The sequence below is a fragment of the Mesorhizobium zhangyense genome (assembly GCF_011045115.1).
Taxonomy (GTDB): domain Bacteria; phylum Pseudomonadota; class Alphaproteobacteria; order Rhizobiales; family Rhizobiaceae; genus Mesorhizobium_M; species Mesorhizobium_M zhangyense.
Window position 1 is genome coordinate 38,499 of the sequence record NZ_JAAKZG010000018.1, and the last position, 24,029, is coordinate 62,527.

At 58.8% G+C, this 24,029-nt stretch carries 29 protein-coding genes; 17 read left to right on the forward strand and 12 right to left on the reverse strand.

The features are described 5' to 3' along the window. Positions 1-50: 50 nt before the first annotated feature. From G6N74_RS26885 to G6N74_RS26895, 3 genes are all read left to right on the forward strand, one after another. A complete protein-coding gene (locus G6N74_RS26885) occupies positions 51-590 on the forward strand; it encodes a hypothetical protein (protein WP_312857924.1) in 540 nt (179 codons plus the stop codon). A gap of 90 nt (positions 591-680) precedes the next feature. Further along, the gene (locus G6N74_RS26890; RefSeq protein WP_165121067.1) at positions 681-1,130 is read left to right on the forward strand and encodes a hypothetical protein; all 450 of its coding nucleotides are present in this window, start codon (positions 681-683) and stop codon (positions 1,128-1,130) included. Between the two features lie 103 nt (positions 1,131-1,233). Next, a complete protein-coding gene (locus G6N74_RS26895) occupies positions 1,234-1,635 on the forward strand; it encodes a RidA family protein (protein ID WP_165121068.1) in 402 nt (133 codons plus the stop codon). Between the two features lie 209 nt (positions 1,636-1,844). On the opposite strand, the gene G6N74_RS26900 is transcribed toward G6N74_RS26895, so the two are convergent. The 3 genes from G6N74_RS26900 to G6N74_RS30975 are packed head-to-tail and all read right to left on the reverse strand — an operon-like array spanning position 1,845 to position 4,077. Then, positions 1,845-3,164, reverse strand: coding sequence for an MFS transporter (locus tag G6N74_RS26900; protein WP_312857925.1), 1,320 nt, complete (start codon positions 3,162-3,164; stop codon positions 1,845-1,847). Next, positions 3,127-3,600 carry a DM13 domain-containing protein gene (locus G6N74_RS26905; protein ID WP_165121069.1) on the reverse strand — a complete coding sequence of 158 codons (474 nt, stop codon included), beginning with the start codon at positions 3,598-3,600 and terminating at the stop codon, positions 3,127-3,129. Before G6N74_RS26905 ends, G6N74_RS26900 begins: the two co-directional genes overlap by 38 nt. A 3-nt stretch (positions 3,601-3,603) precedes the next feature. Beyond that, a complete protein-coding gene (locus G6N74_RS30975) occupies positions 3,604-4,077 on the reverse strand; it encodes a peroxiredoxin family protein (protein WP_165121070.1) in 474 nt (157 codons plus the stop codon). A 579-nt stretch (positions 4,078-4,656) separates the two neighbouring features. Between G6N74_RS30975 and G6N74_RS26915 the strand changes: the two genes are divergently transcribed. The 6 genes from G6N74_RS26915 to G6N74_RS26940 all read left to right on the forward strand — a co-directional run bounded on the left by G6N74_RS26915 (position 4,657) and on the right by G6N74_RS26940 (position 8,823). Further along, positions 4,657-5,262, forward strand: a complete 606-nt coding sequence (locus G6N74_RS26915) for a sulfite oxidase-like oxidoreductase (protein ID WP_165121108.1) — start codon at positions 4,657-4,659, stop codon at positions 5,260-5,262. After that, the gene (locus G6N74_RS26920; protein ID WP_165121071.1) at positions 5,255-5,998 is read left to right on the forward strand and encodes a ferredoxin reductase; all 744 of its coding nucleotides are present in this window, start codon (positions 5,255-5,257) and stop codon (positions 5,996-5,998) included. The genes G6N74_RS26915 and G6N74_RS26920 overlap by 8 nt, the downstream gene beginning before the upstream one ends. A gap of 48 nt (positions 5,999-6,046) precedes the next feature. Next, complete coding sequence (locus G6N74_RS26925) at positions 6,047-6,382, forward strand: hypothetical protein (protein WP_446685595.1); 336 nt, start codon at positions 6,047-6,049, stop codon at positions 6,380-6,382. 520 nt (positions 6,383-6,902) lie between these two features. After that, positions 6,903-7,364 carry a GlcG/HbpS family heme-binding protein gene (locus tag G6N74_RS26930; RefSeq protein ID WP_246245980.1) on the forward strand — a complete coding sequence of 154 codons (462 nt, stop codon included), beginning with the start codon at positions 6,903-6,905 and terminating at the stop codon, positions 7,362-7,364. Between the two features lie 28 nt (positions 7,365-7,392). After that, positions 7,393-8,412, forward strand: coding sequence for a zinc-binding alcohol dehydrogenase family protein (locus G6N74_RS26935; protein WP_165121072.1), 1,020 nt, complete (start codon positions 7,393-7,395; stop codon positions 8,410-8,412). 117 nt (positions 8,413-8,529) lie between these two features. Further along, complete coding sequence (locus G6N74_RS26940; protein WP_165121073.1) at positions 8,530-8,823, forward strand: DUF1330 domain-containing protein; 294 nt, start codon at positions 8,530-8,532, stop codon at positions 8,821-8,823. Positions 8,824-8,895: 72 nt separating this feature from the next. Here the strand turns inward: G6N74_RS26940 and G6N74_RS26945 are convergent, their stop codons facing one another. After that, a complete protein-coding gene (locus G6N74_RS26945; protein ID WP_165121074.1) occupies positions 8,896-9,855 on the reverse strand; it encodes a YeeE/YedE thiosulfate transporter family protein in 960 nt (319 codons plus the stop codon). A 739-nt stretch (positions 9,856-10,594) separates the two neighbouring features. On the opposite strand from G6N74_RS26945, the gene G6N74_RS26950 reads away from it, so the two are divergent. Continuing rightward, a complete protein-coding gene (locus tag G6N74_RS26950; protein ID WP_165121034.1) occupies positions 10,595-10,759 on the forward strand; it encodes a hypothetical protein in 165 nt (54 codons plus the stop codon). A gap of 67 nt (positions 10,760-10,826) precedes the next feature. Here G6N74_RS26950 and G6N74_RS26955 read toward each other — a convergent pair whose 3' ends face one another. After that, positions 10,827-11,615, reverse strand: a complete 789-nt coding sequence (locus G6N74_RS26955) for a sulfite exporter TauE/SafE family protein (RefSeq protein ID WP_165121075.1) — start codon at positions 11,613-11,615, stop codon at positions 10,827-10,829. A 443-nt stretch (positions 11,616-12,058) separates the two neighbouring features. Here G6N74_RS26955 and G6N74_RS26960 point away from each other — a divergent pair, with 443 nt between their 5' ends. After that, positions 12,059-12,226 carry a hypothetical protein gene (locus G6N74_RS26960; protein WP_165121076.1) on the forward strand — a complete coding sequence of 56 codons (168 nt, stop codon included), beginning with the start codon at positions 12,059-12,061 and terminating at the stop codon, positions 12,224-12,226. A gap of 93 nt (positions 12,227-12,319) precedes the next feature. Here G6N74_RS26960 and G6N74_RS26965 read toward each other — a convergent pair whose 3' ends face one another. From G6N74_RS26965 to G6N74_RS26975, 3 genes are all read right to left on the reverse strand, one after another. After that, positions 12,320-12,703, reverse strand: coding sequence for a hypothetical protein (locus tag G6N74_RS26965; protein WP_165121077.1), 384 nt, complete (start codon positions 12,701-12,703; stop codon positions 12,320-12,322). Then, positions 12,651-12,911 (reverse strand): hypothetical protein, encoded by a 261-nt coding sequence (locus tag G6N74_RS26970; protein ID WP_165121078.1) that lies wholly within the window; start codon positions 12,909-12,911, stop codon positions 12,651-12,653. Before G6N74_RS26970 ends, G6N74_RS26965 begins: the two co-directional genes overlap by 53 nt. Positions 12,912-13,296: 385 nt before the next feature. Next, positions 13,297-14,031 (reverse strand): SDR family oxidoreductase, encoded by a 735-nt coding sequence (locus G6N74_RS26975; RefSeq protein ID WP_165121079.1) that lies wholly within the window; start codon positions 14,029-14,031, stop codon positions 13,297-13,299. Between the two features lie 99 nt (positions 14,032-14,130). Here G6N74_RS26975 and G6N74_RS31430 point away from each other — a divergent pair, with 99 nt between their 5' ends. After that, positions 14,131-15,024, forward strand: a complete 894-nt coding sequence (locus tag G6N74_RS31430) for an AraC family transcriptional regulator (RefSeq protein ID WP_312857926.1) — start codon at positions 14,131-14,133, stop codon at positions 15,022-15,024. Positions 15,025-15,229: 205 nt separating this feature from the next. Here the strand turns inward: G6N74_RS31430 and G6N74_RS26985 are convergent, their stop codons facing one another. Next, positions 15,230-15,475 (reverse strand): YjiS-like domain-containing protein, encoded by a 246-nt coding sequence (locus G6N74_RS26985; protein ID WP_246245982.1) that lies wholly within the window; start codon positions 15,473-15,475, stop codon positions 15,230-15,232. Positions 15,476-15,597: 122 nt separating this feature from the next. Between G6N74_RS26985 and G6N74_RS26990 the strand changes: the two genes are divergently transcribed. The 3 genes from G6N74_RS26990 to G6N74_RS27000 all read left to right on the forward strand — a co-directional run bounded on the left by G6N74_RS26990 (position 15,598) and on the right by G6N74_RS27000 (position 19,057). Then, positions 15,598-17,655, forward strand: coding sequence for a BTAD domain-containing putative transcriptional regulator (locus G6N74_RS26990; protein WP_312857927.1), 2,058 nt, complete (start codon positions 15,598-15,600; stop codon positions 17,653-17,655). A 192-nt stretch (positions 17,656-17,847) separates the two neighbouring features. Further along, a complete protein-coding gene (locus G6N74_RS26995; protein WP_165121080.1) occupies positions 17,848-18,285 on the forward strand; it encodes a MarR family winged helix-turn-helix transcriptional regulator in 438 nt (145 codons plus the stop codon). A 37-nt stretch (positions 18,286-18,322) separates the two neighbouring features. After that, on the forward strand, positions 18,323-19,057 hold the full coding sequence (locus G6N74_RS27000; protein ID WP_165121081.1) for an NADPH-dependent F420 reductase: 735 nt from the start codon (positions 18,323-18,325) through the stop codon (positions 19,055-19,057). A gap of 414 nt (positions 19,058-19,471) precedes the next feature. On the opposite strand, the gene G6N74_RS27005 is transcribed toward G6N74_RS27000, so the two are convergent. From G6N74_RS27005 to G6N74_RS27015, 3 genes are all read right to left on the reverse strand, one after another. Beyond that, positions 19,472-19,768, reverse strand: a complete 297-nt coding sequence (locus tag G6N74_RS27005; protein WP_165121082.1) for a calcium-binding protein — start codon at positions 19,766-19,768, stop codon at positions 19,472-19,474. Between the two features lie 6 nt (positions 19,769-19,774). After that, a complete protein-coding gene (locus tag G6N74_RS27010; protein WP_165121083.1) occupies positions 19,775-20,203 on the reverse strand; it encodes a calcium-binding protein in 429 nt (142 codons plus the stop codon). A 386-nt stretch (positions 20,204-20,589) separates the two neighbouring features. Further along, positions 20,590-21,963 (reverse strand): PAS domain-containing HWE histidine kinase family protein, encoded by a 1,374-nt coding sequence (locus G6N74_RS27015; RefSeq protein WP_165121084.1) that lies wholly within the window; start codon positions 21,961-21,963, stop codon positions 20,590-20,592. Between the two features lie 631 nt (positions 21,964-22,594). Between G6N74_RS27015 and G6N74_RS27020 the strand changes: the two genes are divergently transcribed. Together G6N74_RS27020 and G6N74_RS31675 are read left to right on the forward strand one after the other, a co-directional pair. After that, complete coding sequence (locus tag G6N74_RS27020) at positions 22,595-23,419, forward strand: nickel-binding protein (RefSeq protein WP_165121085.1); 825 nt, start codon at positions 22,595-22,597, stop codon at positions 23,417-23,419. Between the two features lie 76 nt (positions 23,420-23,495). Then, entirely contained in the window at positions 23,496-23,729 is a 234-nt protein-coding gene (locus G6N74_RS31675; protein WP_512698585.1) for a UCP034077 family protein, read from the forward strand. Positions 23,730-24,029: the final 300 nt, after the last annotated feature.

The window sequence follows — 24,029 nt, forward strand, 5'->3', positions numbered from 1 at the left end:
GAGATGAAGGTGCTTCTATGACCTCCCAGGTGACCGACGTTCTAGAAGCAGTGCAGTCGTTCGTCGCCAAGGGCTACGACCGCGAGTATCGCGTCAAAGACGGCAATCTCTTCGATCTCGAGCTCGGATCGACCATTGATCCGTGCACCATCCGCGTCGACGCGGCATTGCGCCTCGAAAGCGGGAATGATGCCGAAGACGCCTCCAACATCTACGCGATCACCGATCCAGCGACCGGGAACAAGGGCCTCTTGATCGACGCATTCGACGTGTTCGACGAAATGTGTCACAGTGACCTTTCCGAACGGCTTGTAGCGCATCGGGAAACAGTGCCGGCAGGCGGCCAGGATGTGCCGAGCAAGCACGGACTGCGCAAAGTCTACAAGAATGAGTTTGACCGCGATCCCGAACGCTACGTTCTGCGGGAGGGCTTTCCAGATTTCCCTCGATGCCCTTTCGGCGGAGACTTCAGCATCCTCGGCTTCGATACCGCCGAGCAGTCGTATGTCTGGCTCGTCACGAGCATCATCCGAGATTCCAGGCTGATTAGAATCCCCTACCAGGGAGAAGATGTCATCAGCGATGAATAGCGGGGTCGGCGAGCATATGAGGTCCCCGCCCGAGGCGGTCACAGACCAGCCTACTGGACATTTGAATTATCGAAACACAAGGAGGTGATTATGGATTGGAACAAAGACCACATCCGAGAAACTATGCTTTCGCTGGAGACCGCAGCCTTGCATAGCGCTCGCGACAATTATCTGGATTACGTCTCCACCGCTCGCGTTGACCGGAGCGAACCGATCGAGAACGACGAACTGGCTCAGGCCGAGGTCGCGAGCGACTTCGCCGAAGCGCTTGATGACACTCTCGATGACTATGCCGATAAACTCGAAAAGCTCAGGACGATCGATTTCGGCCCCAAGTCGGCAGTCAATGAAGGCGCTGTCGTCAAGCTGTCCGGCCGCTACTTCGTGATCGCAGTGTCAACGAGCAAGTTCACCTGCCAGGGGCGTGAGCTCATGGGCATCTCCAGGATGGCGCCAATCTTCGAAGCGATCGAAGGTGCCCGAGCAGGCGAGATCGTGCAGTTCAACGGCCGGGACCTCACTGTGGAAGACGTGGAATAGAGCCCTCCACCGCAGCCGGGGCGCTAGTGCCGAGCGCCCTGCATCTCTTCCTGCATGCATACGATCACTTGCCGCATAGACCTGTCTCATCAAAGGAAAACTCATGACAACACCTTCGTTCTTCATCACCCCTGGATACGGGACGCGCCTGCATGACGCGCTTCATTATTCTCAGGCAATGCGCATTGGTGACCGCGTGGAGATCTCTGGACAAGGTGGATGGAACGACGATCTTGTAATTCCGGAGTCGATAGAGGAAGAGATCGCGCAGGCGTTCAAGAACGTGGAACGGACACTCGCGACAGCCGGGGCACGCTGGCAGCATGTCGTCCACGTCAATTCTTATCACGTCGGTGGATTCCCTCCAGTGATCAACGAAACGATGGCCAAGCTGTACCGCTACTACATGCCCGACCGCGCTCCAATCTGGACGCAATTGGGAATCGAAGCGCTGGGGATTCCGGCCATGCGTATCGAAATTAGAGTAACAGCTATCATAGCCTGACCCCGCCTCGGTTCGTGCAGGTGCCGTGCCGCTTGCTTGTACGGACATCAACGGACCCGGCATGAAAGGGGTGTGAGCCCGTGGGCATTTCCACGATGGCGCCGGTCTTCGAAGCGATCGAAGGTGCCGTCAGGGAAGATTGTACAGTTCAACGGGCGGGACCTCACCGTCGAAGACGTGGAATAGGGCGCCCCACCGCAGACGCCGCGCTAGTGCCGAACGCCCTGCGACCTCTCTTCCATGCATATCATCGTATCGAGAGATCCCGTGATCATCGGCGTGCTCGGAGAACGGGCGGCCTTGGCTTGGATTGGGCGCCTTGGCTGCCTGCGCGCGATGGCCAGCACCGCCAGGATAATTAGCAACGCAGCCGCATAAAGGAATAAGCCGCCTGGGCCGACGATATTCATCGCAGCTCCCCCTATAAGGGGGCCAGCGGCTGTCCCGATTCCGTTGAGCAGCAGAAGCCCGCGCGCAGTACCCAGGAGCCGACCGGCCGGAAGATCGTCGTTCGCGACGGCGAGGCACAACGAATAGATCGGGATGCCAAAGCCACCGAAGAGCGCGCCCGCCGCAAGGAGCAGGGGCAGAGGTGCTTCCACCGCCAACGCTACGCCGATGGCAGCCGCTGCGGACGCCAGTGTCGCACCAGCGATGACAAGATTTCGGGACACTCGATCCGAAAGCCAACCGAGTGGCCATCGCAATGCGAGTGTCCCACCAAGAACCGCAGCCATAAAGGCGGATATTGCACCCACATCGAGTCCGATCTTCTGGGCGAAGTTCGGGCCCATGCCCCAGAAACCGCCGATAGCCAGGCCGGCCAGGAACGCGCCAGCCGCAGCCAGTGGGGATGCGAGGACGAGGTCCCTGAACGCGACCCGTTCCTGTGCCACCTGGGCCGGCGGATGACTGGGCAGCAAGGTTATCGGAACCACCGCCGCCGATATCAACAGCGACACGATGAGGAACAATGTCACGTCGGCGGGCGGCGCGATGTTGAGTAACGCTTGCCCGATTGCCCATGAGCCCATCGAGACGACTCCGAAGATCGACAGGAGCTGCCCGCGCGTGGATGGCAATGCATGGGCGTTGAGCCAGCTCTCCGTTGCGAGGATCATGCCCGCGTAGGCGAAGCCGGTGATTAGGCGAAGCGCCAGCCAGGCGATCGGCTCCACGAACGTCACATGGAGAAGGGCGGTCATCGAAGCGATAGCCGCAAAGCCGGCGAAGGTTCTGACATGGCCAACGGAGACAATGATGCGTGGCAGTACGAGTGCGCCGATCGTGAAGCCGGTGAAGTAGAACGACATCATCGCGCCGATGGCGCCGCTTGAGAAATCTTCTTGGCCTGCTCGGACGATCAAGAGCGTGCCGAGCAAACCGTTGCCCAACAATAGAAGGGCGACGCTCAAGAGCAGCGCGGCCACGGGGGCGAGAACCAGGCCGCGGGTACAGGCCGCTTTTATCGATTCAATCGCTTGGCGCATTTCAGCCTTGGCGAGAAGGTGAGTGATACTCAGCAGCACTGATGAACTGTTTGAATGCTTCGCACCAGATGACGACCGCGTGGTACTCGCCAACATCGATGCCGGCAGGCACCTCCACGATGAAGACGTTGAAACTCTTCACGTCGCCCACGCGGAGCGATTCGTCCTTGATCAGGAGAAATGCCTGCTTCGTGTCGACGAAACGTGGAGCAAGGTCGAGCTTGTAGTCTGGACCAGGGGCGAGACGCCCAATGTGCGAGACCCGAACTTCGCCTTCGCCCCAGTGAAGCAGGTCGCTGCCTTTGAGATTGCGCACGAGGCGCCCTGGGTAGAGCGTTTCAGTCGCGATATTCTGAAGCGCTGCTGCGTCCGGCGCTCGATCCGCTATGAGGATCGGCAGCGTATAGATGCCTCCCGCAAAGCCCATGGCGAGCATAAGGAGATGGGTGGTGATCAGGATGAGCCAGCGCCGCATTGGTTACGCTAGCTCCAGTTCCTTCACGAGTTGGTCCTCGTCGAGATGGAAGTCCGAGAAAACGATGCGGCCGCCAGCGTCGATAACCGTGAACCAGGGCGTTCCGCGGGTGCGGTAGTCCTCCATGAAGGTGGGAAGCGTCGCGCCGGCCGGTGGCTCGTCATGGCCGAAAGCGACAGGAAGCTCATACTTGAGCTGGTTCACACGCAGCTTCTCGAAGGTGTTCTCATGCGCTCCTTCGAAGACGGTCTGGATCACTGCGAAACCCACGCCCTGGGGGCCCAAGGCACCATGCAACCTTCGCAGCGTCGGAAACCCATGCAAATGGCAGCCGCGGCACCAATGCTGGAAGGCGAACAAGATTTTCGCGCCGGTCCCGAAATCCGACAGCTTGAGCGGCGCGACGACGCGTCCTCCATCCTCGCCAATCCATTTCTGCACCCGCAGTTCAGGCGCTTGTCGTTCGGCCACGCTCATCTGATCCTCCAATTCCGATGCAGAAGCTCGGTGAATGACCGCGCGTCGCGACGCCACGTGAACTTCCGATCTTGTTCGTCCCTGCATCCCGAAGGCCTGATCGATCAGATTGACACCCATTCCGAATTATACTCAGGATTCAACGGTTTCGAGTGCCAGACTATGACGGTATGCGCGTAGCATTTCCAATAGCGGCGCAACATAGTTTCGATACCTTCCGATCGTCCCGTCACGGGGCCGCGCCTACGTAGCTCGGTGGCAAAGCAGCTAAAAATGGGAGTGAAGCGCGGCCCGCGCCATGTGCTGTCCTTTGATTTGCGCGGACGACGGGGATGCCCCAGTCGCGCTGTTGCTAAGCTATAGAAAATATAGCGAGAGGGTATTGGGAAATCCGAATGACCTGGCGCTATAGTCCACATGCAATCATCACGACCAGCGAGATCATCGCTATTCTGATAGAGCATCCGGTGTTTTAGGTTTCAGTCGATCGGTCCGTTCGGCGGTTGCGCGTGTAAAGATCTTGCACGAGATTCTGAAATGACGCCGGTTCCGGTCTGTCGTCACAAGCAAGGGGTCGCTATGGTCACCAGAGGATTTACCGGCCGCGGCTCGGGCGGCGACCAGTCCGATCGGATTCCGCCGGGTCAGCATCTCGTGGAGAATTTTCCTGTTCTGACGGCCGGGCCAACGCCGAGCGTGGAGCCCTCCGATTGGAAATTTACTGTCAAAATCGGGCCGAAGCCCGTCAAAGTGTGGAATTGGGACGAGTTCAACGCCCTACCGAAGACCAAGGTGACCCGAGACATTCACTGCGTGACGTCCTGGTCCAAGCTGGATACCGCTTGGGAGGGCGTGCTCGTCGAAGACATCCTTGCAGACGCAGGGCTCGATCGGCCCACCGATTTCGTCTTGGCGCACTGCTACGACAATTATTCGACAAACGTCCCGCTTGCGGATCTGCTCTCGGGGAAAGCGATGGTCGCCCTCAACTATGCGGGCAAGCCGCTGCCGCGCGATCATGGAGGTCCGGCGCGCCTCCTGGTTCCGCACCTTTACTTTTGGAAGTCTGCCAAATGGGTGAATGCGCTGCAATTCACCACGCGTGACGAGGCCGGCTTCTGGGAGCTTCACGGCTATCACATCTACGGCGATCCGTGGCGCGAGCAACGATACACCAATGACTGAAACCGGCGCGCAAATCGCGTGGCAGTCATGCGTGATCGACGAAATCGTCCAGCAAACCCCGAGTATCAAGAGCTTCTTCCTTCGGTTGAGCAAACCGTTCGCGCACATCGCAGGGCAGCACGTCGATGTCCGGCTGACCGCGCCTGATGGCTACAGTGCTATGCGCAGTTACTCGATCGCATCTTCGGCAATCTCGTCCCCGACCGTCGAGCTCGCTATCGAGCGCCTGCCGGATGGCGAAGTTTCGCCGTTCTTTCACGATGTCGCGGCTATCGGCGACGAAATCGAGCTTCGTGGTCCGCTCGGCGGCCATTTCCTATGGCCTGAACCTGCCATAGACCCGGTGCTGTTGATCGGGGCGGGCTCCGGCCTCGTGCCATTGATGGCAATGATCCGGCAGCGCCGCGCACTGGCCCAGGCCGTGCCGACAGAGCTGCTCCTGTCCGCACGAACCGCTGAGGACGTTCTCTTTTCAGAAGAGCTTCATTCCATCGAAATCAGCGATCCGGCGTTCGTCTTGGCGCTGGCGATTACGCGCGAGAAGCCGATCCGCGCATCGGACTTCGCACGACGGATCGACGGCGTCATGGTCCAGGAAATTCTAGCGCGGCTTCCCCGAAGGCCCACGCACGTATTCGTTTGCGGGTCCAACGGTTTCGTCAACATCGCGACCGATGGCGCGCTGCTGGCCGGTCTAGAACCCTCCATTATCAAAACCGAGCGCTACGGTGGCTAGCGCCGCAAGCTTCTTTGCGATTTCCGAGCTTCGGCGAAGGCCTTTCCTATGCCGAATGCGTTTCTGTTCCGTGGCAAACCCGCTGCGTGTCTTCTGGATCAATACTGGTGGAATGAGATGGAGCATGCCGAGTTCGACGCAGCTTTCGACAAGCTTGCGGAGGGATACAGCGAAGGCGTTTACGAAGGCAGGCGTTTCGGCTTGATCGTCCGGCGATCCGAGGACGGACGTCGCAACAGCCTGTTTGCCAGGGAGTTGGCCGGGACCGACATTGTCAGCTTCAACGTGTACCGCGTTACATCAGGCAAAATATCGCTCAAGCCGTGTGAGATGTCCGCCGACAAGGTCGTGGCATTTGTGCTGGATTTCCGACCGGACTCCTGAGTGGCAAGAGGAGGCCTCGGTTAAACGCTCCGCCTGCGAGGCCGGCCCTGCCGCGGTGCATCTCGCTCAAAGGTATCGAAACTATAGTCGCTGGTCATTGGACTCCGGATGGCGACTAATTCATCTTCTCCAGTTCGCCATCCGGCGGCGGAAAACGGTGCTAGCTACCGGTAAGCCGGAATTGAGGAAGTTGGAGGAGATGACGAAAACCAGTATGCGCCGGCGGATACCTGGTCAGAGGGGGTGATCGTCGCCTTTCCGTTGGCAACGATGTCCGGGGTGCATCTCAGAACGCATTCCGCCACCAGGGCCTGCTCACCTCGCAGCAAATACCAAAGCGCGATCCACATCTTCGAAGACAACCAGCGGAATGAGGCCGAACTGGCGATAGTCCGCTTCGCCGACGGGTCGGTAAGGCGGTGCATACGCTGGCTCTCCCCATAGAAGTTCAGGCCGTCGGAGGGGCGTTACCAGAACCACTACCGGCCCGGTCCGAGCAGGTCCCTTCTGCCGCCGGTACATGACCCAAAGCAACGTAACAGCGCAAAACAGGACCAATCCCATGTCTGTAAACAGTTTCACTTCTCGCTCCATCACCAAAGAGGCCGCGGCGCGCCTCATCGCACTGGCGATAGCCGCATCTGAGCGCGTCGGCTTCGAGCCTGTCGTCGCAGTCGTTGATGCCTCAGGCAACCTCAAAGCGTTCGAACGGAGCGACCGCAGTTCGTATCTCGCCGTCAATATCGCCATCGATAAGGCGTACACCGCGGCTTCTTTCGGCCTGTCGACCGCCGAATGGGTCGACCTCCTGGAAGACCGCGGCGCTTCAAACCTCAGACACGTTCCCCGCGTCATGGCGGCGGCTGGCGGTTTTCCGATCACGGAAGACGGCGCGATCATCGGCGGGATTGGCATCTCCGGAGGAAGTTGGAGACAAGACCAGGAGGCGGGCGAAGAAGCCCTCCGCAATTTCGCCAAGTGACATCTGAAAACAAGAACTGGAGACATCCATGAAAGCCATCGGATACAAGACCCCATCGCCGATCTCGGCTCCAGAATCGCTGATCGACATCGAACTGCCGAAGCCGACACCAGAGGGACGCGACATTCTCGTCGAAGTAAAAGCGGTCTCGGTCAACCCGGTCGACTATAAGGTCCGCAGCAGCACGCCGCCTGCTGATGGCGTCGAATGGAAAGTTATCGGCTGGGATGCCGCGGGCGTCGTCAGCGCAGTCGGGTCGGAGGTCACGAGCTTCAAGCCCGGCGATGAAGTCTGGTATGCAGGTTCCATTACCCGGCCAGGCGCGAATGCCGAATTCCATCTTGTCGATGAGCGTATCGTTGGCAGGAAGCCTTCTAAGCTCGGATGGGCCGACGCCGCTGCACTTCCCCTGACGACGCTAACGGCATGGGAAGCTTTTTTCGACCGTCTCGACGTAAAGAGGACCGTACCCGGTGCCGCTCCCGCCATTTTGATCATCGGCGGTGCCGGTGGAGTCGGTTCCATTGCCATCCAGATCGCCCGTCAGTTCACCGACCTGACGGTCATCGCCACGGCTTCGCGTCCTGAGACCCAGGAATTCGTGAAGTCGCTCGGCGCGCATCATGTCGTCGATCATTCAAAGCCGCTTGCCGTTGAGATCGCCGCACTTGGGATCGGCGCTCCCGCCTTCGTGTTCTCGACGACTCAGACTGCGAAGCATGTCGACGACATCGCCGAACTGATCGCGCCGCAGGGTCGCTTCTGCTTTATCGACGATCCGTCGGGCTTAGAAGTCATGAAATTCAAGCGCAAGGCGGTCTCGATGCACCACGAACTGATGTTCACGCGCTCCATCTACGGGACGCCTGATATGGAAGAGCAGGGGAAGATCCTCAACGAGGTCGCCATCGCGGTCGACAACGGGCGCATCCGCTCGACGGCATCACAGTGGCTCGGCGCGATCAATGCGGAGAACCTGAAGAAAGCGCACGCTCAACTCGAGAGTGGATCGACCATCGGCAAGGTCGTGCTCGAAGACTTCGCCTGATCGAAAGAAGGCGGTCCGAAAGCCGGACCGTCCATCCGTCATCAAAGAGCCCAGTTAAGGTCGGGGCTGAGGAGCTATTGTCAGCCCTCTGATCACGTCCTCAGAAAAGGAAATGCGATGTCAGCCTACGTCGTCTTCTTAAAAGAGGAAGTCACGGACCAGTCAGAACTCGACGCCTACTCTCAGAAGGTTGGAAGCAGCTTCGAGGGACGTGATCTGAAGTTCCTTGCAACCTACGGAGCGCTTGAGACGCTGGAAGGGTCGCCGATTCAGGGGGCCGTAATCTTGGAGTTTCCCGACATGGACACAGCTCGCGCCTGGTATGGAAGTGCCGAATATCAGGCGGCCGCCGCACATCGATTCCGGGGCGCGAGATATCGCGGCTTCATAATCAAGGGCCGTGAGCCGTAGGGTACCGAGATTGGCGTCTCCCGCCGTAACTCGTCTTGCCTGCTTTAGTTGGCGGGCCGCGATACTAGCCCTTCAAGTCCAGGCACGTGCTCGTGTCCCAAACACCGCAATGAGAGCTGCAAGCACGGCAACCAGCAGTGCGTACGAGACAAAGGCCTGCCAGGCAGCCCCGGGTAAACCGACAAGGAGGAGGGTATCGTTTCCGCCAGGAATAAGTATGGCGCCCAAGCCCATTAGCATCCCTCCCGCGAGATGCCTCATGACGCCCTGCCACGTGGGCCACTTGATCAGGACGCGGTGTTCTCGCAGAGCCGCTGATGTGATGCTGCCCAAAGCCATGCCGGCGATGGTTACTGCGCCCGCTACCGGGACCGAGACGATGGTCTCGATCGATGCGGTTATCGAGAAGAGGGGCGTGAATATCGCAAGTAGCACAAAGGTGAGACCGACCGCAGCCATTGTAACACTGAGAAGCCAAAAGTTCTTCTCCCTGCCTCGCGAGACGGCATATCGCGCGAGCGCGAGAAAGGCCAGGATGCCGACCAAGGGAAGTATGCCGCCCGGCAGCGACATGCTCAGGGGAGGCTGAACTGGGAGCAACTTGGTGAGTGGCTCGATGTAGGTCACGATGAAGATGCCGACGAAAACCAAGGCGAATTCTATTTCGCCGTTACCGAAATGGCCTACCGAACCGAACACGCAAGCGCCATTTACGTAGCTTCCGAGCGCAAACAACACCGTTCCCGCGGCCAGATATCCAACCGGGCGCCATCCCTCCGACATAAACGGCGAGATATTGAGTAGTGCATAGACCAAGCTCGCCCAAAGAGCAGATTCCAGCAACGCGATCGATCTTGCCGGTCGTTTGCGCGCCACCAGGTCGGCTGTGGCTATCACCGTGCAGATCGACCCGCGGTTTAGAGCGAAGCCCAATGCGAAGCTCAAAATCGCGATCAAGCCTATGCCTAGCCAATCCGCTCCGGAGGCGCCCGCGAAGGTCAAGTCGGGAATTATGTCCGAGAAAGCATTCATGCCGTTATTACTCGCTGGTTCTGGATCGCATCGCTATCAAGCCACTCCGCCAGATCGCCGTCCGCAGTGAACAATCCGGCGACAAGCGCTCCCCATCCAGAGGGAGGTCCCCGATGTGCCCTTGCGCATCAATCAACGTGAACCATGGCGTCCCCAACGTGTAGAATCCCCGGCACGCCTCGCCCCGGCTCCGGCACGTCGTGCCCGAGCGGGTTTGGATGGTCATGCCTCTTCCTGTTCGCCCGCAACTTGTCGAACGTGTTGGTATGCGAGCCCTCGGCCACCGTCTGGATAGCGGCAATCCCAACACCCGGGGAGCCGGGGCCGACCTTAGCCTTTGCAGCGTGGGAAAGCCACGCATGACAGCCGGGAGACCAATCACAGAACGCGAATAGTTTATCGAGACAATGATCTGGATCAGCGACTACGGGTACGCCGAAACCCTGCACGGAGTTAAAAAGTGTTCGAGGGTCGGTATCCGTCGGCTCGACCTGATGCCGATCACCAGCCACTACCGTCGGCATTTGAACGGACGCTGGGTGCCTACCGGGCGCTTGAGAAGGTGCTTGCGGGAGGGAAGGTGCTGCTATTGGTCACCAACTTCATGCCCGAGCGTCTTGTAATTGCTCCTCGAGGCTGACGTCGTTCCGGCAGTGAACCAAATCGACCTGAAACGATCCTGCCGGGGATCGTGATGTCTCTCCATCCTGGACACATGCCCGGAAGTGCGTTTTCACGATTGCCAGCAGACTGGACCAGACATGCCAAGGCTGCGCCCTTCAAGCGCAATGATCAGATGCTCGCAGTGATGCCGATCGGTTCAGTCGTCTTCCCCGGCAGCGGCATCCAGGACAATCTGGCCGACAAGGCTCGCAAACTCGGAATTCCAGTATGGCGGTTCTGATATGTATGAGGCTCGCTGTCCTGTAAGCAGCGACCCTTTTCGGCGGCCGACGTCGCCTGTCGGAACACTACGGACGCAGTTGGTCAAACAGCGGCAGGCCGGCCAGCGCAGCCAATGCTATCAGCAAGAAGCAGATCCTGCGGAATGTCGCTTCACTTGCAAACCCGAAGCACCTGGAGCCGACGAGCAATCCCACTCCGTAACAGGGACAGGCGAGCAGCGCGATCAGCAGCACCTCCACGGTCAGAAGCCCGCCTATCAGATAAAACGTCGTCGAGATCACCGTCGAGAGCGCGAAATACAAGACGAGATTGGCTCTCACCGCGAGCGGAGGGATAGCGCCGCCTAGCCAATAGGCCACGACCGGTGGTCCCGACATCTGCGCTGCTCCGCCAGAGAGGCCCGCCACGGCGCCCACGGCCACGGTGAGGTGGGTCTTTGGCCGGCCATGGTAGCGCCACCCTGAAATTAGGAAGGCGAGGAGCCCGATGACCACGACCGAGATGATCCAGCGCAGCGTCACCGAAGGCAGCAGTGTCAGCAGGGCGGTGCCTGTTAGCACGCCAACCAATGCGCCTGTGAGCATTGTGAAGACATCGCGTCGATTGCTTCGTTTCCAGCCATTCGGCACCATGCCCAGCGTCATGATCCCGTCAATGACAAGGAGCAGGGCTGACGCGATCTTCGGCCCCATGGCCGCGCCGGCCAGAGGTACGAAAATCAAGGCTCCGCCGAACCCGGAGAAACCGCGTGCCATTCCCCCGATGAGCGCTGCAATGCAGACAAAAGCGATTTGACCGAGGGAGTGACCGGGAAGATGCTCCTGCAGACCGGAGAAAAAAGTGGACGATTGCATGGAACGCCTGTGCAAGTGTGCGTGCGACCCGGCTTTTGCGCAGTAATAGACGTTTCCAGTAGTACCACCGCAGCCCCAATCGCTGGACGAACGTCCGCCGATTTCGCTCCTGAAGGCTCGCGAGGGGGGCGACAGATGGAACGTGTGTCCGCCACCAGCACCTTAGAAGCCGGTGCAGCCGAAAGCTGAGAACGTCTCGACTGCGGGTATCTCAAGGCCAGGCCGGGAGCGACATTGCGCCTTCTGTCGCGATCTACAACCCGCCACTTCTCATGCGCATATCTCGGTCAGACTAATGCCTGGCGCCATCAACCCGCCAGGGGTCGGCTACGCATAGCGTGCCGCCGCTCCAGCTCGCGCCTGCGCGGTGATTGCGGCCGTCAGCCTGACACTTCGGGCGCCTGTCAGCGGGGGATGTCCCCGCTCAAACAGGAGCCGGAACGATGTCCCTCAACGACGCACAAGCCTTCGCCTTCAGCCTCGCCGGCACGCTTATGGCCGCGATAGTCATCTTTCGCGCCGGCGACGGCAGCCACTCCGTCATGCCCGCGAGCGAATATGATGGCGACGAAGACGCAATCGTCCATGAGATCGACCCGTTCGCTCCTTGAAAGGCGAAACACTGCTCGCTTCCAATCAGCCGAGCCGTCCGCGTGCTACGCTTTCTGACCCGGTAGGTGTCGCGTGCAGCGCCCGCACACGGATCAATCCCTCAATATCTTCGGTACTTTCAGCGGGCCGCTTTCCAGAAGACGCGTCCATACCCCATCTCGTCGCCATGCACCACGAATGCGACCGTCGTCACGATCATGAGCAGGATCGAAGAATTCTCCCCCGAAATGAGCCTGAAATGCTTCTGCTGAGGCGCGGTCGGCGAAACAGTACAGCCGCATGCTCTGATACTTCCCGTTTGGCCAAATGGCCTGAACGTTGCGCGTGAAGTATCGCCAACCGCGCGCGAGGAAGAACTCGAGGATAATGGTGAAATTGTCTTGCGTGCAGATATCATCGGGAAGGGCCACCTGATGCGTGTATTCACGGTCGATCACGCTGGCGCTCGGGGTGAAGCTGCTGCGTTTGCTGTTCATGCTCTTTCCTGTGATGCCAGCCGCGGGAGAAACCGGATGAAACGGCAATGCGCGTGAGTGCGAGCTGTCGTTCCAGAAAGTCATTTGCGATGAGGAGCGCAGTGACAGCGGCCCGCGCATCGCCACCGCACGCATCTATGGCTTGATCGGCGGCTCTCTCCAATTCGGACATAGCTTCGCCGTCCGTCGCCGACTTCGGTGCGGTCATGTGAGAATTCCTTGATGAAGCGATTTTCTCTCATGAATCCGCGTGCCGATGCAAGGCATTTGTTCCTATTTTGTTCTTTTGGTCAAAGCACGTCGAGACAGCCAAGGGCTTGGCTTCGCTCGTTTTGCCAGCTAGTCCCTGCCCCTGATGACCTTCACGTTTGCACCATATGGTTTGCCTGACGCCACATAGGCGTTGTCCGAATGGCAGCGATTGGTGGATTCCGGGCAGACCGCTCTAGGATCGACATCGGAGAAAGCGGCCATTTCTCTAACTCCGGGGTCGGGGCCGGGAGCTGTCAGTCCGCTAGGGAGGTGGGGCTCACCAGATAGCTGCCACTCCGCCGACGACTAGAGGGTTCGAAGAGTCACCCGAAACCAGACGCTCAATCCTGGGCTGTCGGTCGTATCACAATACTGCCGACGTCCACATCGGCCGGCTGCTCGATCGCATAGGCTATGCCCCGAGCGATCGAAGCCGGTGGGATGGCAATATTGGAAGCGCGTTCTCCAATTGCCGACTTCACGGCGGGATCGGTTATCGAGCTTGTAAAATCGGTCGAGATCATTCCTGGCGAAATCTCGGTGACCCTCAGATGCGGCCCTGCTTCCTGCCTCAAGGCTTCGCTAATTGTCCGCACTGCGTTCTTGGTCGCGGCATACACACCCATGGTGGGCAGGATTTTGATGCCCGCGGTCGAGACGATGTTGATGACGTGGCCCGTCCGTTGACGCTGGAAGACGGGCAATGCCGCAGCGATGCCGTAGAGCGTGCCACGCAGATTGACGTCGATCATGGCGTCCCAGTCCTCGACGCGGAGCGCATCGAAACGGGATATGGGCCCAATCCCGGCATTGTTCACAATGACGTCGAGCCTGCCACCATGCTCAATTGCCAATGTCACAAGCGCTTCAAGATCGCTCCGCTGGCGCACGTCGGTCACCTTGTACACGGCCTTGCCACCTGCATCGGTAATCTCGTCCACGATCGCTGCGAGCGCCTCCTCACGGCGCGCGCCTAGCACGACAAAAGCCCCTCGTTCTGCGAGCAGTTTCGCCGTCGCGCGGCCAATCCCGCTGCTTGCGCCCGTGATGGCGACAATTTTGCCTTCGATACCCATAGCTAGTCTCCTTCATTGATGTCATCGAAGAAGATAGGCACTGGGATCAAGATGATCTATGCTAGGATGTCCATGGGTTTATCGTGATCGTCCAAAGCTGTGACTGACCCCCTATCGGATGTCCTCAACGTTCTTGGCGCGACCGTGACCCGCCGCACCCAGCTGGAGGCTGCAGGACGATGGGCTCTTGCATTTCCGGCGCTTGACCGGCTCAAGTTTGTCGCGCTGCTGCGGGGAACCAGCTGGATAATGCTACCGGCGCGAGTGCCGCAACTTATGAGCGCAGGAGATGTCTGCCTGTTGGGGCGCACCGCATATGCGATAGCCAGCGATCCGGAGGTACCGCCCCTCGACGGCCAAACCTTCTACGGCGCCGGCGGCGATGTTGCGCGTCTGGGGGGCGACGAGACGATTGCGATCGGGGGAACCGTCACGTTCGACCCTGGAAATGTGGACTTCCTGCTCGACATGCTGCCGGATTTCCTCTTCGTTCCCCGATCTTCGCCCACATCCGGAGCGATGACGACGATCCTTGGGCTGATGAATGACGAGGTCGAGCGTGATGTCATCGGCAGCGAAATCGTCAATGCCCGGCTCGCTGATGTGTTGCTGGTGGAAGCGATCCGCGCCTATGCGGGCAATATCCAGCAGGTCGAGATCGGATGGCTTGGCGCTCTGTCGGATCCTCGGCTCGGTCGGGTCCTTCGCCTCATTCACGGGGACGTCGCGCAGCCGTGGACGGTGGCCCAACTCGCTAGTGTGGCCGGCATGTCGCGGGCTGCCTTTTCTGCGGAATTCACGCGCCGGGTGGGGCAGCCGCCACTCGCCTACGTGCGGGCGTGGCGTCTCACAATTGCCCGTGCGGCGCTGACTCGCGGTGATGAGACTGTCGCCAGTATCGCACGCAAGGTTGGCTATACGTCGCAGAGTGCATTCGGTCATGCTTTCCGGTCCGCCTTCGGCTCACCTCCAAAAGCGCATGCGCGATCTTGAGAAGCGGCAGCTTTCAGGTGCCCCCGAGTCAACTTGAATGACCGACGAGCGCGCATTGCAGCCCGGCACCCTTGGATTCGACATCAGACTGGCCACCTCAGATCATAAAAAGGGCCTTCCCGTCAGCTTGGATATCGTAGTGACCTGCCCCCGGGTGAAAGTTCGAGATCCAGCGCTCTCGGCGCCGGGCGTCTGAATCTATCTACTACCGCATCGAGATCAGGTTGGTGACAAGACCGGCTTTTACAGCCAGCTCGGGCCGAGAAGGCTGAGGAAGGCCGACATCTCGTAACTGGTCCGCAGTCAAATCGGCCAATGCGCTGGCTGTCGCCGTAGCGCGCTGCCACTTTCGGACAGTCGCTATCGTCGTCGCTACGACGGTTATTGCCAACAACAAAGCGCGCTTTCTCGGCGCGCGATCTTCGAGGTGGTTCGTCATCATCTCAGCCATTGTTCGTCTCCGCTTCTGGATCACCTCCAGAACTTCCCACCAAGGCGCTTAGCCGCTGTTGGGCTGTGCGCTAACAAAACGGCAAAGGAGGGCGGTTTGCCGCTAAATCGGCGTTAAATCGAATGACGGACTTGCTATTTCCTAGCTCCAGTCGAAATCTGGCGACGATGGTACGCATCCGGTTGTTCGGCGGCATAGAAGTCATATCTCCAGGTGGGCAGGCCGTGCGCTTTGCCACGCGCAAGGCTGCGCTGCTTTTGGCAGCCCTGGTTCTGGCCGGCCGTCGCGGCCTGCGGCGAGAGCAGATTTCCGAAGCGTTGTGGCCAGGCCGCGCCAATGTTCAGGCGCGCAACAGCCTGCGGCAGGCGCTTGTCGACATCAGGCGGTCCTTCCCGAATGACGGCAGTGGCCACATCCGGATCGAGGGGGATCAGGAGACCGTCTCGCTCATCTTCGATCCAGATGAAACGGACATCTCGATCTTCGATCTGAAGCTCGAGACCGGCCAAGCCGCCGATCTTGCCATCGCTGCGGATCTCTATCACGGTGAATTGCTTGCGGGCGAGGCCATCGCCGAAGGACTGCACGAGTGGTTTGGGCCATATCAAAACGGTTATCAGCGCAAGGCGCTTCACCTAGTAGAGCAACTCAGTCTCGCACAGGCTGCGCCCGGCTTGGCGGAAGAGGCAGCCTGCGAGAGACTGGCGCAGAGGCTGCTCGCTTCAGACCCTGCCGCGGAAGCCGCCCATCGGGCGTTGATCCGCATCCACGCTCGCCAGGGGCACGAGAACCTGGCCTTGCGCCAGTTCGAGCTGTGCCGGGCTGCCTTGAGAAAGCATCTCGGCGTGGAACCGGAAGCACAGACCAACTCCCTAGCCGCGGCCCTGCGATTGCGCGAAGAAATCGAACATCGTATCGCTCCAGTCTCCGAGATCACGTCGCAGCAGGTGGCAATCCCGGCTCCGATGAAACAAGACGACCGCCCGTCGGTCGCGGTGCTGCCATTTCAGAATTTGAGCGGCGATCCCGAGCAGGAATATTTTGCCGACGGCATCGTGGAAGATATCATCACCGCACTCGCTCGCTTCCGCCACCTGTTCGTCATCGCCCGAAATTCGAGCTTCACTTACAAGGGGCGGGCCGTCGACACGAAGCAGGTTGGGCGTGAGTTGAACGTGCGCTACGTCGTCGAAGGAAGCGTGCGCCGAGCTGGCGAGCGTCTGCGCATCAGTGCACAATTGATCGACGCCTCGACAGGCGCTCATCTATGGGCGGACCGTTTTGACCGACCTCTGGCTGACGTATTCGATCTGCAGGACCAGGTCGCATCGAGCATAGTTGGCGCCATAACGCCGAAGGTGGAGGAGGCGGAGATCGAGCGTGCCAAGAGCAAGCCGACCGAAAGCCTGGACGCCTATGACTACTATCTCCGCGGTCTGGCTGTCTTTGACCGCACGACCACCAGCAGGACGGCCATAGACGAAGCTTTGCGGCTTTTTATGCAAGCGGTCACTCATGACCGAGAGTTCGCAATAGCCTATGCCAGAGCGGCGCGATGTTTTGTCACCCGAAAGAGCAACGGCTGGATGGTCGATCGCGCAAAAGAGGTTGCCGAAGCTATGCGACTGGCCAGGAAAGCGATCGAGTTCGGTCGGGATGACCCGGTTGCGCTGTCTTACGGCGGATATGTGCTGGGTTACGCTGGCGGCGAGCTTGAGGACTGTGCGGCCTGGATAGACCGCGCACTCGTTCTCAACCCGAATTTGGCTGCGGCTTGGGGTTATAGCAGTTGGGCGAAGGCCTGCCTGGGCGAACCGGACGAGGCCGTCGAACACGCAGCGCTTGCCATGCGTCTCAGCCCGTTGGACCCGCGCATGTTCGCATGGCAGTTTTGCACTGCGCTGGCGCACTTCTGCGGTGGTCGTTACGACAGCGCGGTTTCGTGGGCAAGAATTTCCTTGCTCTCCCAGCCTAACTACTCGAGCGCGATGCGCGTCATCGCGGCCAGTCATGCGCTCGCGGGACGGCTTGAGAAAGCACAGGAAATGGTCGCCCATCTGCGCGACCTCAATCCCACCCTCCGGCTTTCGAACCTCGCCGACGTGCTGCCCCCGTTCCGTCGAGCGGACGACCGCGATCGGTATATCGAGGGCCTCAGGGAAGCCGGGCTGCCGGAGTGATTTTTGTGGCACATCTCGTTACCGAGCAGGTGAGAATGGCAGGCAGCCTTCTGTGTCCGATTTTGGTGAGATAACGGAGCCGCGTGAATGTCACCCCCAATCCCAGGATCAGGACGCTCCCTAGCAGCTCCTTGTAAAGCTCGACAAAGAAATTATCTAGTGTGCTAGAAACAGGTGCACTAGATAAATAAAATGTCCGAGATCGAAACCCGGCGCACGGTCGGGACACAGCTTTCATTCGCACTCTATGGCGCGGCCAATCGGATGGCTCGCCTTCACAAGCCCTTTCTGGAGCCGCTGGGCCTGACCTTCCCGCAATATCTCGTGATGCTCGAGCTGTTTGGAGGTACGCCGCGCGCTGTTGGAGAGTTGGGCGCGAAGCTCGGTATGGATACGGGAACGATTACGCCGCTTCTCAAGCGGCTCCAAGCATCTGGCCTCGTGAGCCGTACACGCGACCGCGACGACGAACGTCGTGTCCTGATCGATCTTACGGCAGGCGGAGAGGCCTTACGCGTGGGACTTTGGGGCATCACGGAAAAGATCAAGACGGCCTGCCAGCTCACCGACGACGGACTGGCTGAACTCCGCGACACGCTTGATGCAATCGCTCGACCCGCCCGCAACTGAGGGTGGGCACTCTTCCACCTTCGCGAAAGGACATCCCATGAAAATCGGAATCATCGGCGCTGGAAACATCGGCGCCACTTTGTCGCGAAAGCTTGCCGCCAGCGGCCATGAGGTCAAACTCGCCAATTCGAAGGGGCCAGATAGTATTCGCGATCTTGCCCGCACCGTAGGAGCTACCGCTGTTACGAAGGAGGAAGCCGTTCAGGGCGTGGAGGCGATCGTTCTGTCGATCCCGTTCGCGAAGTATCCTGATCTCGCCAAGCTCTTCAACGAGGTGCCGACCGACGTTGTGGTCATCGACACCTCCAACTATTATCCGTTCCGCGACGGCGCGATCGCCGAGGTCGATGAGGGAAAGCCCGAAAGCGCTTGGGTGAGTGAGCAGATCGGTCGTCCGGTCGTCAAGGCATGGAACGCCGTTCTGGCGGTCACATTGGCCGAGCGAGGCCGACCAAACGGGGCACCTGGACGCATCGCCATTCCTGTCGCGGGTGACGATCCCAATGCCAAGGCCACTGCTATAAAACTCGTAGAAGCCACCGGCTTTGACGCGCTGGACTCTGGGCGTGTTGGTGACTCCTGGCGTCAGCAGCCCGGCACTCCCGCCTATTGCACGGAATTAACAATGAACGAGCTGAAATCGGCGCTGCGGTCGGCTGATCGGTCGCGCGCGCCCGGCAATCGCGACGCCCTTCTCAACGAAGCCATGGCTGCCGGCGGCAAGCGGACCCACGACGAAGGCGTCGCCCGCAACCGGGCGGTGACTGCGTGATCACCGATGCGTAGGTCCCACGAAATCGGCATTCCGGAAAATCTGATCCGAAGCCGTCCGCCATCGGCCTCTGAAAATCGGTCAAGGCGGCTTCCACAACAAGCCTGATCTTGACCGGCTCCCCTCCCGGCCTCCGTGTTGGGAGGAGGCGAAACCCTTCCGGCAATTCACCTCGCCGAAGCAAGGGCGGACAGTCTTGGCACATGCGGCACTAGGAGCAGTTACTCGACGCTCTGCCGTTGAGCGGCTTCATCCGCTGGTTTAACGGCAATTGGGCGACAGCATGGTTGCCTCAACACAGAAGTCCGAACCTCTTGGTCCACGAACCCCGCTTATTGCACGCTGCGGCGCTATATTCTGCAAGATTGCCACCAAAACACCGCCGATACCCGCATTGCTCACAACAAGAGCACCCTAGCGCAGATCGCCTAGTTGGCGGACAACGGCATCTCGGACACGGTCGCCATTCAAATCCACGTAGAATGTATCGTTTCCCGCGCCGCCTTCGAGGTAGTCGTTTCCTGAATTTGCCGTGTTCGAGTAAAGCACGTCGTTGCCGTCCATCCCGTACAAATTGTCGACGCCCTCCAGACCATTCAGGACATCGTTGCCTCCATATCCGGCTAGATTGTTGGCTCCGACGTTGCCGGTAATCCTGTTATTGAGCTCATTTCCGTATGCGTAGGTCCCCGCTAGTTCCGACCAATACAATGTTTTCTATGTCACCACTGAAAAAGGCCGAGTTGGGGTGCCAGTAAAATAAATGGAAGATTCCGACACTACGGTGTCGATACCGCCAAATCCGGGCGCGGCTTCATCGATATTGTCGAACCCATCGGAGAAATAGGTGTCGGTGCCTGCGCCACCTGCCATGAAATCAGTGACGGTGCCCGGACCGGCATCCTCATCGCCGGAAAGGTAATCACTACCGGCTCCGCCGTAGAGGGTGTCCGCACCTTCGTCGCCGTAGATGGTATCGTCACCGCCCAAGCCATAGATTGTGTCGTCACCACCATAGCCATGGATGAGGTCGTCTCCTTCGGTAACGGCGTCACCAAAACCGTCGAGAATATCCGCGCCGCTTGTTCCATTTACAACAGCCATATCCAGTGTCCTTTCCGCGACCAACTTTTTGCCGACAACCATCGTCCTCTGACGTCCGACAGCGACGACTTCGCTTCAAAACAAATCTGCGACATGGAGAGGTAGTAAGGCACGCCAGAGCTCCCGCGCACGAGCCCGCCCGTGCGTCGCAGAGCCCAGGCCGGATGAACTGCCTCAAAAGAGGCCCACGTACATCTGAGCACGGGGAGATTGCATGCTCGGGCGAGTACACGCAACGAGATAATTCTACCTCATTGGGAGGCGGGGAACTGAGGCGTGGGTTCTTTGTGGAACCCATTGCGCCGGCCAATGCAGCTTCCGGGCGTTAATTCTGCGCCGCCCACTCCGACGGAAACGCGCGGAGTTTGATCGGCGTGGATCGCGCAGTCGCAACGGCTCGTTAGACGCTAGTCTAGGGAGGTGGGGTGTCAGGTCAGGCTGTCTATAGGTGCTTCCAACGTCCAAATGAGACCATCCGGGGCAAAAGCGACACTGCCGACCCCGTTCACGGCCGCAGGGGCAACTCTTTCAAGAACCACTCTTCCGAAACCCTTGCGGTCTGGCTCATGCGCAACTGGACCGCCGCTCTCCTTCCACGTCAAGCAAATATGCGACGGGTTTGCTTCCGCAGTTCTCCACTCTATGTCGATCCGTCCGCCGGGCGTCGAAAGCGCACCATATTTGACCGAGTTTGTCGCAAGTTCATGGAAGGCAATGCCCAGATACTGGACGGCGGTCGCACCGAGCATCAGCGCATTGCCACGGGCAGAAACCCGCTCATCATTTGCAAATGGTTGGACTTGCTTGGTGATGAGTTGGCTCAGGTCGGCTCCGCGCCAATCGCCGTCAACCAGAAGATCGTGAGAACTGGCCAGCGCCATGATGCGTTCTCTGATCTGGGCCTCGAAATCTTCGGTAGATGTGGCGCGTTTCCGCGTCTCTCTAATCATGGATAAAATCACGGCGAACTGGTTTTTCACTCGATGATTGACTTCGCGCATCAACATCCGGATGCGATTTTCGCTCTCCTTCCGATCGGTGATGTTTCTCGCAATCTTGGATGCTCCGATGACCATGCCGGCCGCATTTCTCACCGGGGAGACGGTCAACGATATGTTGATGAGCGTACCATTCTTATGCTGCCTGATGGTGTCGAAATGGTCCACGCGCTCGCCGGCTCGGATACGTCCGAGGATCACGTCCTCTTCTGCCTTCCGGTCGGCCGGAATAAGGAAACCTATGTGCTTGCCGATGGCTTCGTCAGCCGTATAGCCGAAAAGCTCCTCGGCACCGCGGTTCCAGCTTGCAATCACCCCGGTGAGGCTTTTGCTGAGGATGGCATCATCGGAAGATTCCACGATCGCGGCCAGCCGGTGGGTTACTTCCTCGGCTGTCTTGTGATCGGTAATGTCGACCAGAATGTTGATCGCGCCGACTATCTTGCCTTCTTCGTCGCGAATTGGGGAAGGAAACGCCAGAAACGGAACGAGACTTCCGTCTGGCCTTTCGGCAATGGCTTCTCCCTTGAGCGCTCGGCCTTGTTTGACGGCAATCGCCATTGGACATTCGGCATGGGGCATCGGCCGTCCGTCCGGGTAGCGCAGACGCCACGAGCCACACCATTCGCTCATTCCGATTTCGGGGCGATGCGCCCAAAGTGCGGCGGCGGCCTCGTTGAAATAGGTAATCCGCCCCTGAGCATCCGTCATGTAGATCGCGGCAGCCGAATCCTCAACAAGTTGGGGAGCTGTGAAATCGCCGGCAAAATCACCATTCAAGGCGAGTAATTTCTGTTCCAGCATGATGTTGCCCTAGATGCCTGTCTTGCTTGCTTTCTCGCCAATTTAGGACATTGCCACATAATGGAAAGACGCGCTGATTTATCGGTTGGGCCTCTATCGTGTCACCGGCAAAAACTGTGTTTGTCTTCCCAAGGTTGATATCGAGAAAACCGCCGCGCCTCATCGCGAGGAGTTTCATGCCGGAGCAGTCTCGCAGCGGAAAAATTGAGAACAGGCGTCATATATGACGTAGAAGGAATGGCGCGCGCTAATCAAGAGGCTCGACGTACTTGCGCGGGGGGTGGAGCGGGTGGCGCCGAGCCTCCGCTGACACAGTGCTAGCGTTGGCCAGAGCCCATTATCGACCGGTATCGCGATTAGGTGAGGCGGATGAAGTGATGAGCCGTCACCCGATGGGGTAAGGGGAAGCTGTGCCCGGAACCCTCCCTCTCGCAACCAGCAGAAAGCGAAGAATGCTAATTGTGTGGAGAATAGGTACTATTTGAGTATGAAAGGAAAGCGCGAAGGCTATGATCTATTGTACCAATTGTTATTAGATTATCTGACGTTTATTGCTTATGTTATTTGCGCGTGACGCAGATTGGGCTTAAATTACCTTTGCATTGTTTATAGATATGAATCGGAGTTGGGAATGCCAATCTTTATGGATCGGCACGAGTTGGTTGGCGCTTCCGCGAGCGATGTTGCTGATGCACACCGCAAGGATCTGGAAATTCAAGACAGTTATGGCGTGAAGTTTCTGACCTATTGGTTTGATGGCCAGCGCGGAACGACGTTCTGCCTTGTAGATGCACCGGATAAGAACGCGGTTCACTGTGTCCACAGGGACGCACACGGGCTCGTGCCCAGCGAGATCATCGAGGTTCCCATTTCGGCCGTTGAGGCATTTCTTGGGCGGGTTTACGATGCCGAAGCATCCCCTGCACCTTCGAAATCGGACCTTGGCTCAGCCCTTCGGGCAATAATGTTCACCGACATCGTCGGATCCACCAGCATGACGGAGCGCCTGGGCGATCGGTTGGCGACGGAGCTCGTTCGAGCTCACGACTCGGTCGTGCATCGTTGTCTGAGCAAATTTGGCGGTCGGGAAGTGAAGCACACTGGAGACGGCATAATGGCTTCCTTCACTTCAGTCTCGAAAGCTGTCGAGTGTGCCATCGACGTCCAGCATGGCTTCCAACTCTACAACGCAGGCAATCCGGAACCCATCAACGTGCGGATTGGACTGGACTGCGGAGAGCCTGTTGAAGACAGCAATGATCTGTTTGGCTCATCTGTACAGATGGCAGCCAGGTTATGCGACGCGTCGTCCGGTGGTGAAATCCTCGTCTCCGAGGGCGTATTGCGTGAATTTTCGGACGCCGAATTGTTCGTTGCTACCAAGCCATTGCACTTGAAGGGCTTCTCGAAGCCGATCCAGGCATTCAAATGCGCTCCCACGACGGGCGCCCGTTGATCGGATTATCTTGCGCCACCCGGCGCGTTGTCCTCCTCGCAGCATTGGGTGTTGGGGCTGGTGAGTTCGACGAAAGCTGGCTCCCAGCCGCTTTCGTTTCAGCTTCAGCTTCAAACGTGACGGTAGCCTGATCGGTCCACCGAAAACTACCGCCATCAATGTCCAAGGTAGTGAGCAGGACCGAAAGACATTTGTCGATGCTGCAACCAAGGCAGTAGAAAGTTGCGTACCTTTGGAACTCGCTTCGACCCTGGCAAACGGTATCGCTGGCACTGTTTACACGATGGAGTTCACATCCGCCGATCGGTGAATTCACGCGGTGATGCCTGTTCGTGCGGACCAGCGACAGGCGAAGCGCGTTTGATCCTCGGAGATCTTCAAGCGCGTTCGATTTCGACAAATGCACACGTCGTCTCAAACGGCGATCTGGAGCGAATGTCGCTTTCGGTAGTTGCGAGCCCCCGCAACCACTTCCAGCATAAATCAATCGCCGTCCCGATCTAGACATCGGGGCGGCTTTTTGGTTGTTGGCTGGCAAGTGCCACCGAATTCAGCCCTGCTGCACAATCCGAACTACGAGTTCAATGATGAGAACCTGACCGTTGAAGCA

Excerpts from the sequence above, each read along its gene's own strand:
- G6N74_RS26995 (WP_165121080.1), top strand. The coding sequence starts at position 17,848 with ATGTCCGAGATCGAAACCCGGCGCACGGTCGGGACACAGCTTTCATTC.
- G6N74_RS26895 (WP_165121068.1), top strand. The coding sequence starts at position 1,234 with ATGACAACACCTTCGTTCTTCATCACCCCTGGATACGGGACGCGCCTG.
- G6N74_RS26965 (WP_165121077.1), bottom strand. The coding sequence starts at position 12,703 with ATGAACAGCAAACGCAGCAGCTTCACCCCGAGCGCCAGCGTGATCGAC.
- G6N74_RS26945 (WP_165121074.1), bottom strand. The coding sequence starts at position 9,855 with ATGAATGCTTTCTCGGACATAATTCCCGACTTGACCTTCGCGGGCGCC.
- G6N74_RS26955 (WP_165121075.1), bottom strand. The coding sequence starts at position 11,615 with ATGCAATCGTCCACTTTTTTCTCCGGTCTGCAGGAGCATCTTCCCGGT.
- G6N74_RS26905 (WP_165121069.1), bottom strand. The coding sequence starts at position 3,600 with ATGCGGCGCTGGCTCATCCTGATCACCACCCATCTCCTTATGCTCGCC.
- G6N74_RS30975 (WP_165121070.1), bottom strand. The coding sequence starts at position 4,077 with ATGAGCGTGGCCGAACGACAAGCGCCTGAACTGCGGGTGCAGAAATGG.
- G6N74_RS26920 (WP_165121071.1), top strand. The coding sequence starts at position 5,255 with ATGACTGAAACCGGCGCGCAAATCGCGTGGCAGTCATGCGTGATCGAC.
- G6N74_RS26925 (WP_446685595.1), top strand. The coding sequence starts at position 6,047 with ATGCCGAATGCGTTTCTGTTCCGTGGCAAACCCGCTGCGTGTCTTCTG.
- G6N74_RS26990 (WP_312857927.1), top strand. The coding sequence starts at position 15,598 with ATGACGGACTTGCTATTTCCTAGCTCCAGTCGAAATCTGGCGACGATG.
- G6N74_RS27015 (WP_165121084.1), bottom strand. The coding sequence starts at position 21,963 with ATGCTGGAACAGAAATTACTCGCCTTGAATGGTGATTTTGCCGGCGAT.
- G6N74_RS26940 (WP_165121073.1), top strand. The coding sequence starts at position 8,530 with ATGTCAGCCTACGTCGTCTTCTTAAAAGAGGAAGTCACGGACCAGTCA.
- G6N74_RS27020 (WP_165121085.1), top strand. The coding sequence starts at position 22,595 with ATGCCAATCTTTATGGATCGGCACGAGTTGGTTGGCGCTTCCGCGAGC.
- G6N74_RS26915 (WP_165121108.1), top strand. The coding sequence starts at position 4,657 with ATGGTCACCAGAGGATTTACCGGCCGCGGCTCGGGCGGCGACCAGTCC.
- G6N74_RS27010 (WP_165121083.1), bottom strand. The coding sequence starts at position 20,203 with ATGGTTGTCGGCAAAAAGTTGGTCGCGGAAAGGACACTGGATATGGCT.
- G6N74_RS26975 (WP_165121079.1), bottom strand. The coding sequence starts at position 14,031 with ATGGGTATCGAAGGCAAAATTGTCGCCATCACGGGCGCAAGCAGCGGG.
- G6N74_RS26890 (WP_165121067.1), top strand. The coding sequence starts at position 681 with ATGGATTGGAACAAAGACCACATCCGAGAAACTATGCTTTCGCTGGAG.
- G6N74_RS26930 (WP_246245980.1), top strand. The coding sequence starts at position 6,903 with ATGACCCAAAGCAACGTAACAGCGCAAAACAGGACCAATCCCATGTCT.
- G6N74_RS26970 (WP_165121078.1), bottom strand. The coding sequence starts at position 12,911 with ATGACCGCACCGAAGTCGGCGACGGACGGCGAAGCTATGTCCGAATTG.
- G6N74_RS26985 (WP_246245982.1), bottom strand. The coding sequence starts at position 15,475 with ATGGCTGAGATGATGACGAACCACCTCGAAGATCGCGCGCCGAGAAAG.
- G6N74_RS27000 (WP_165121081.1), top strand. The coding sequence starts at position 18,323 with ATGAAAATCGGAATCATCGGCGCTGGAAACATCGGCGCCACTTTGTCG.
- G6N74_RS26960 (WP_165121076.1), top strand. The coding sequence starts at position 12,059 with ATGTCCCTCAACGACGCACAAGCCTTCGCCTTCAGCCTCGCCGGCACG.
- G6N74_RS26935 (WP_165121072.1), top strand. The coding sequence starts at position 7,393 with ATGAAAGCCATCGGATACAAGACCCCATCGCCGATCTCGGCTCCAGAA.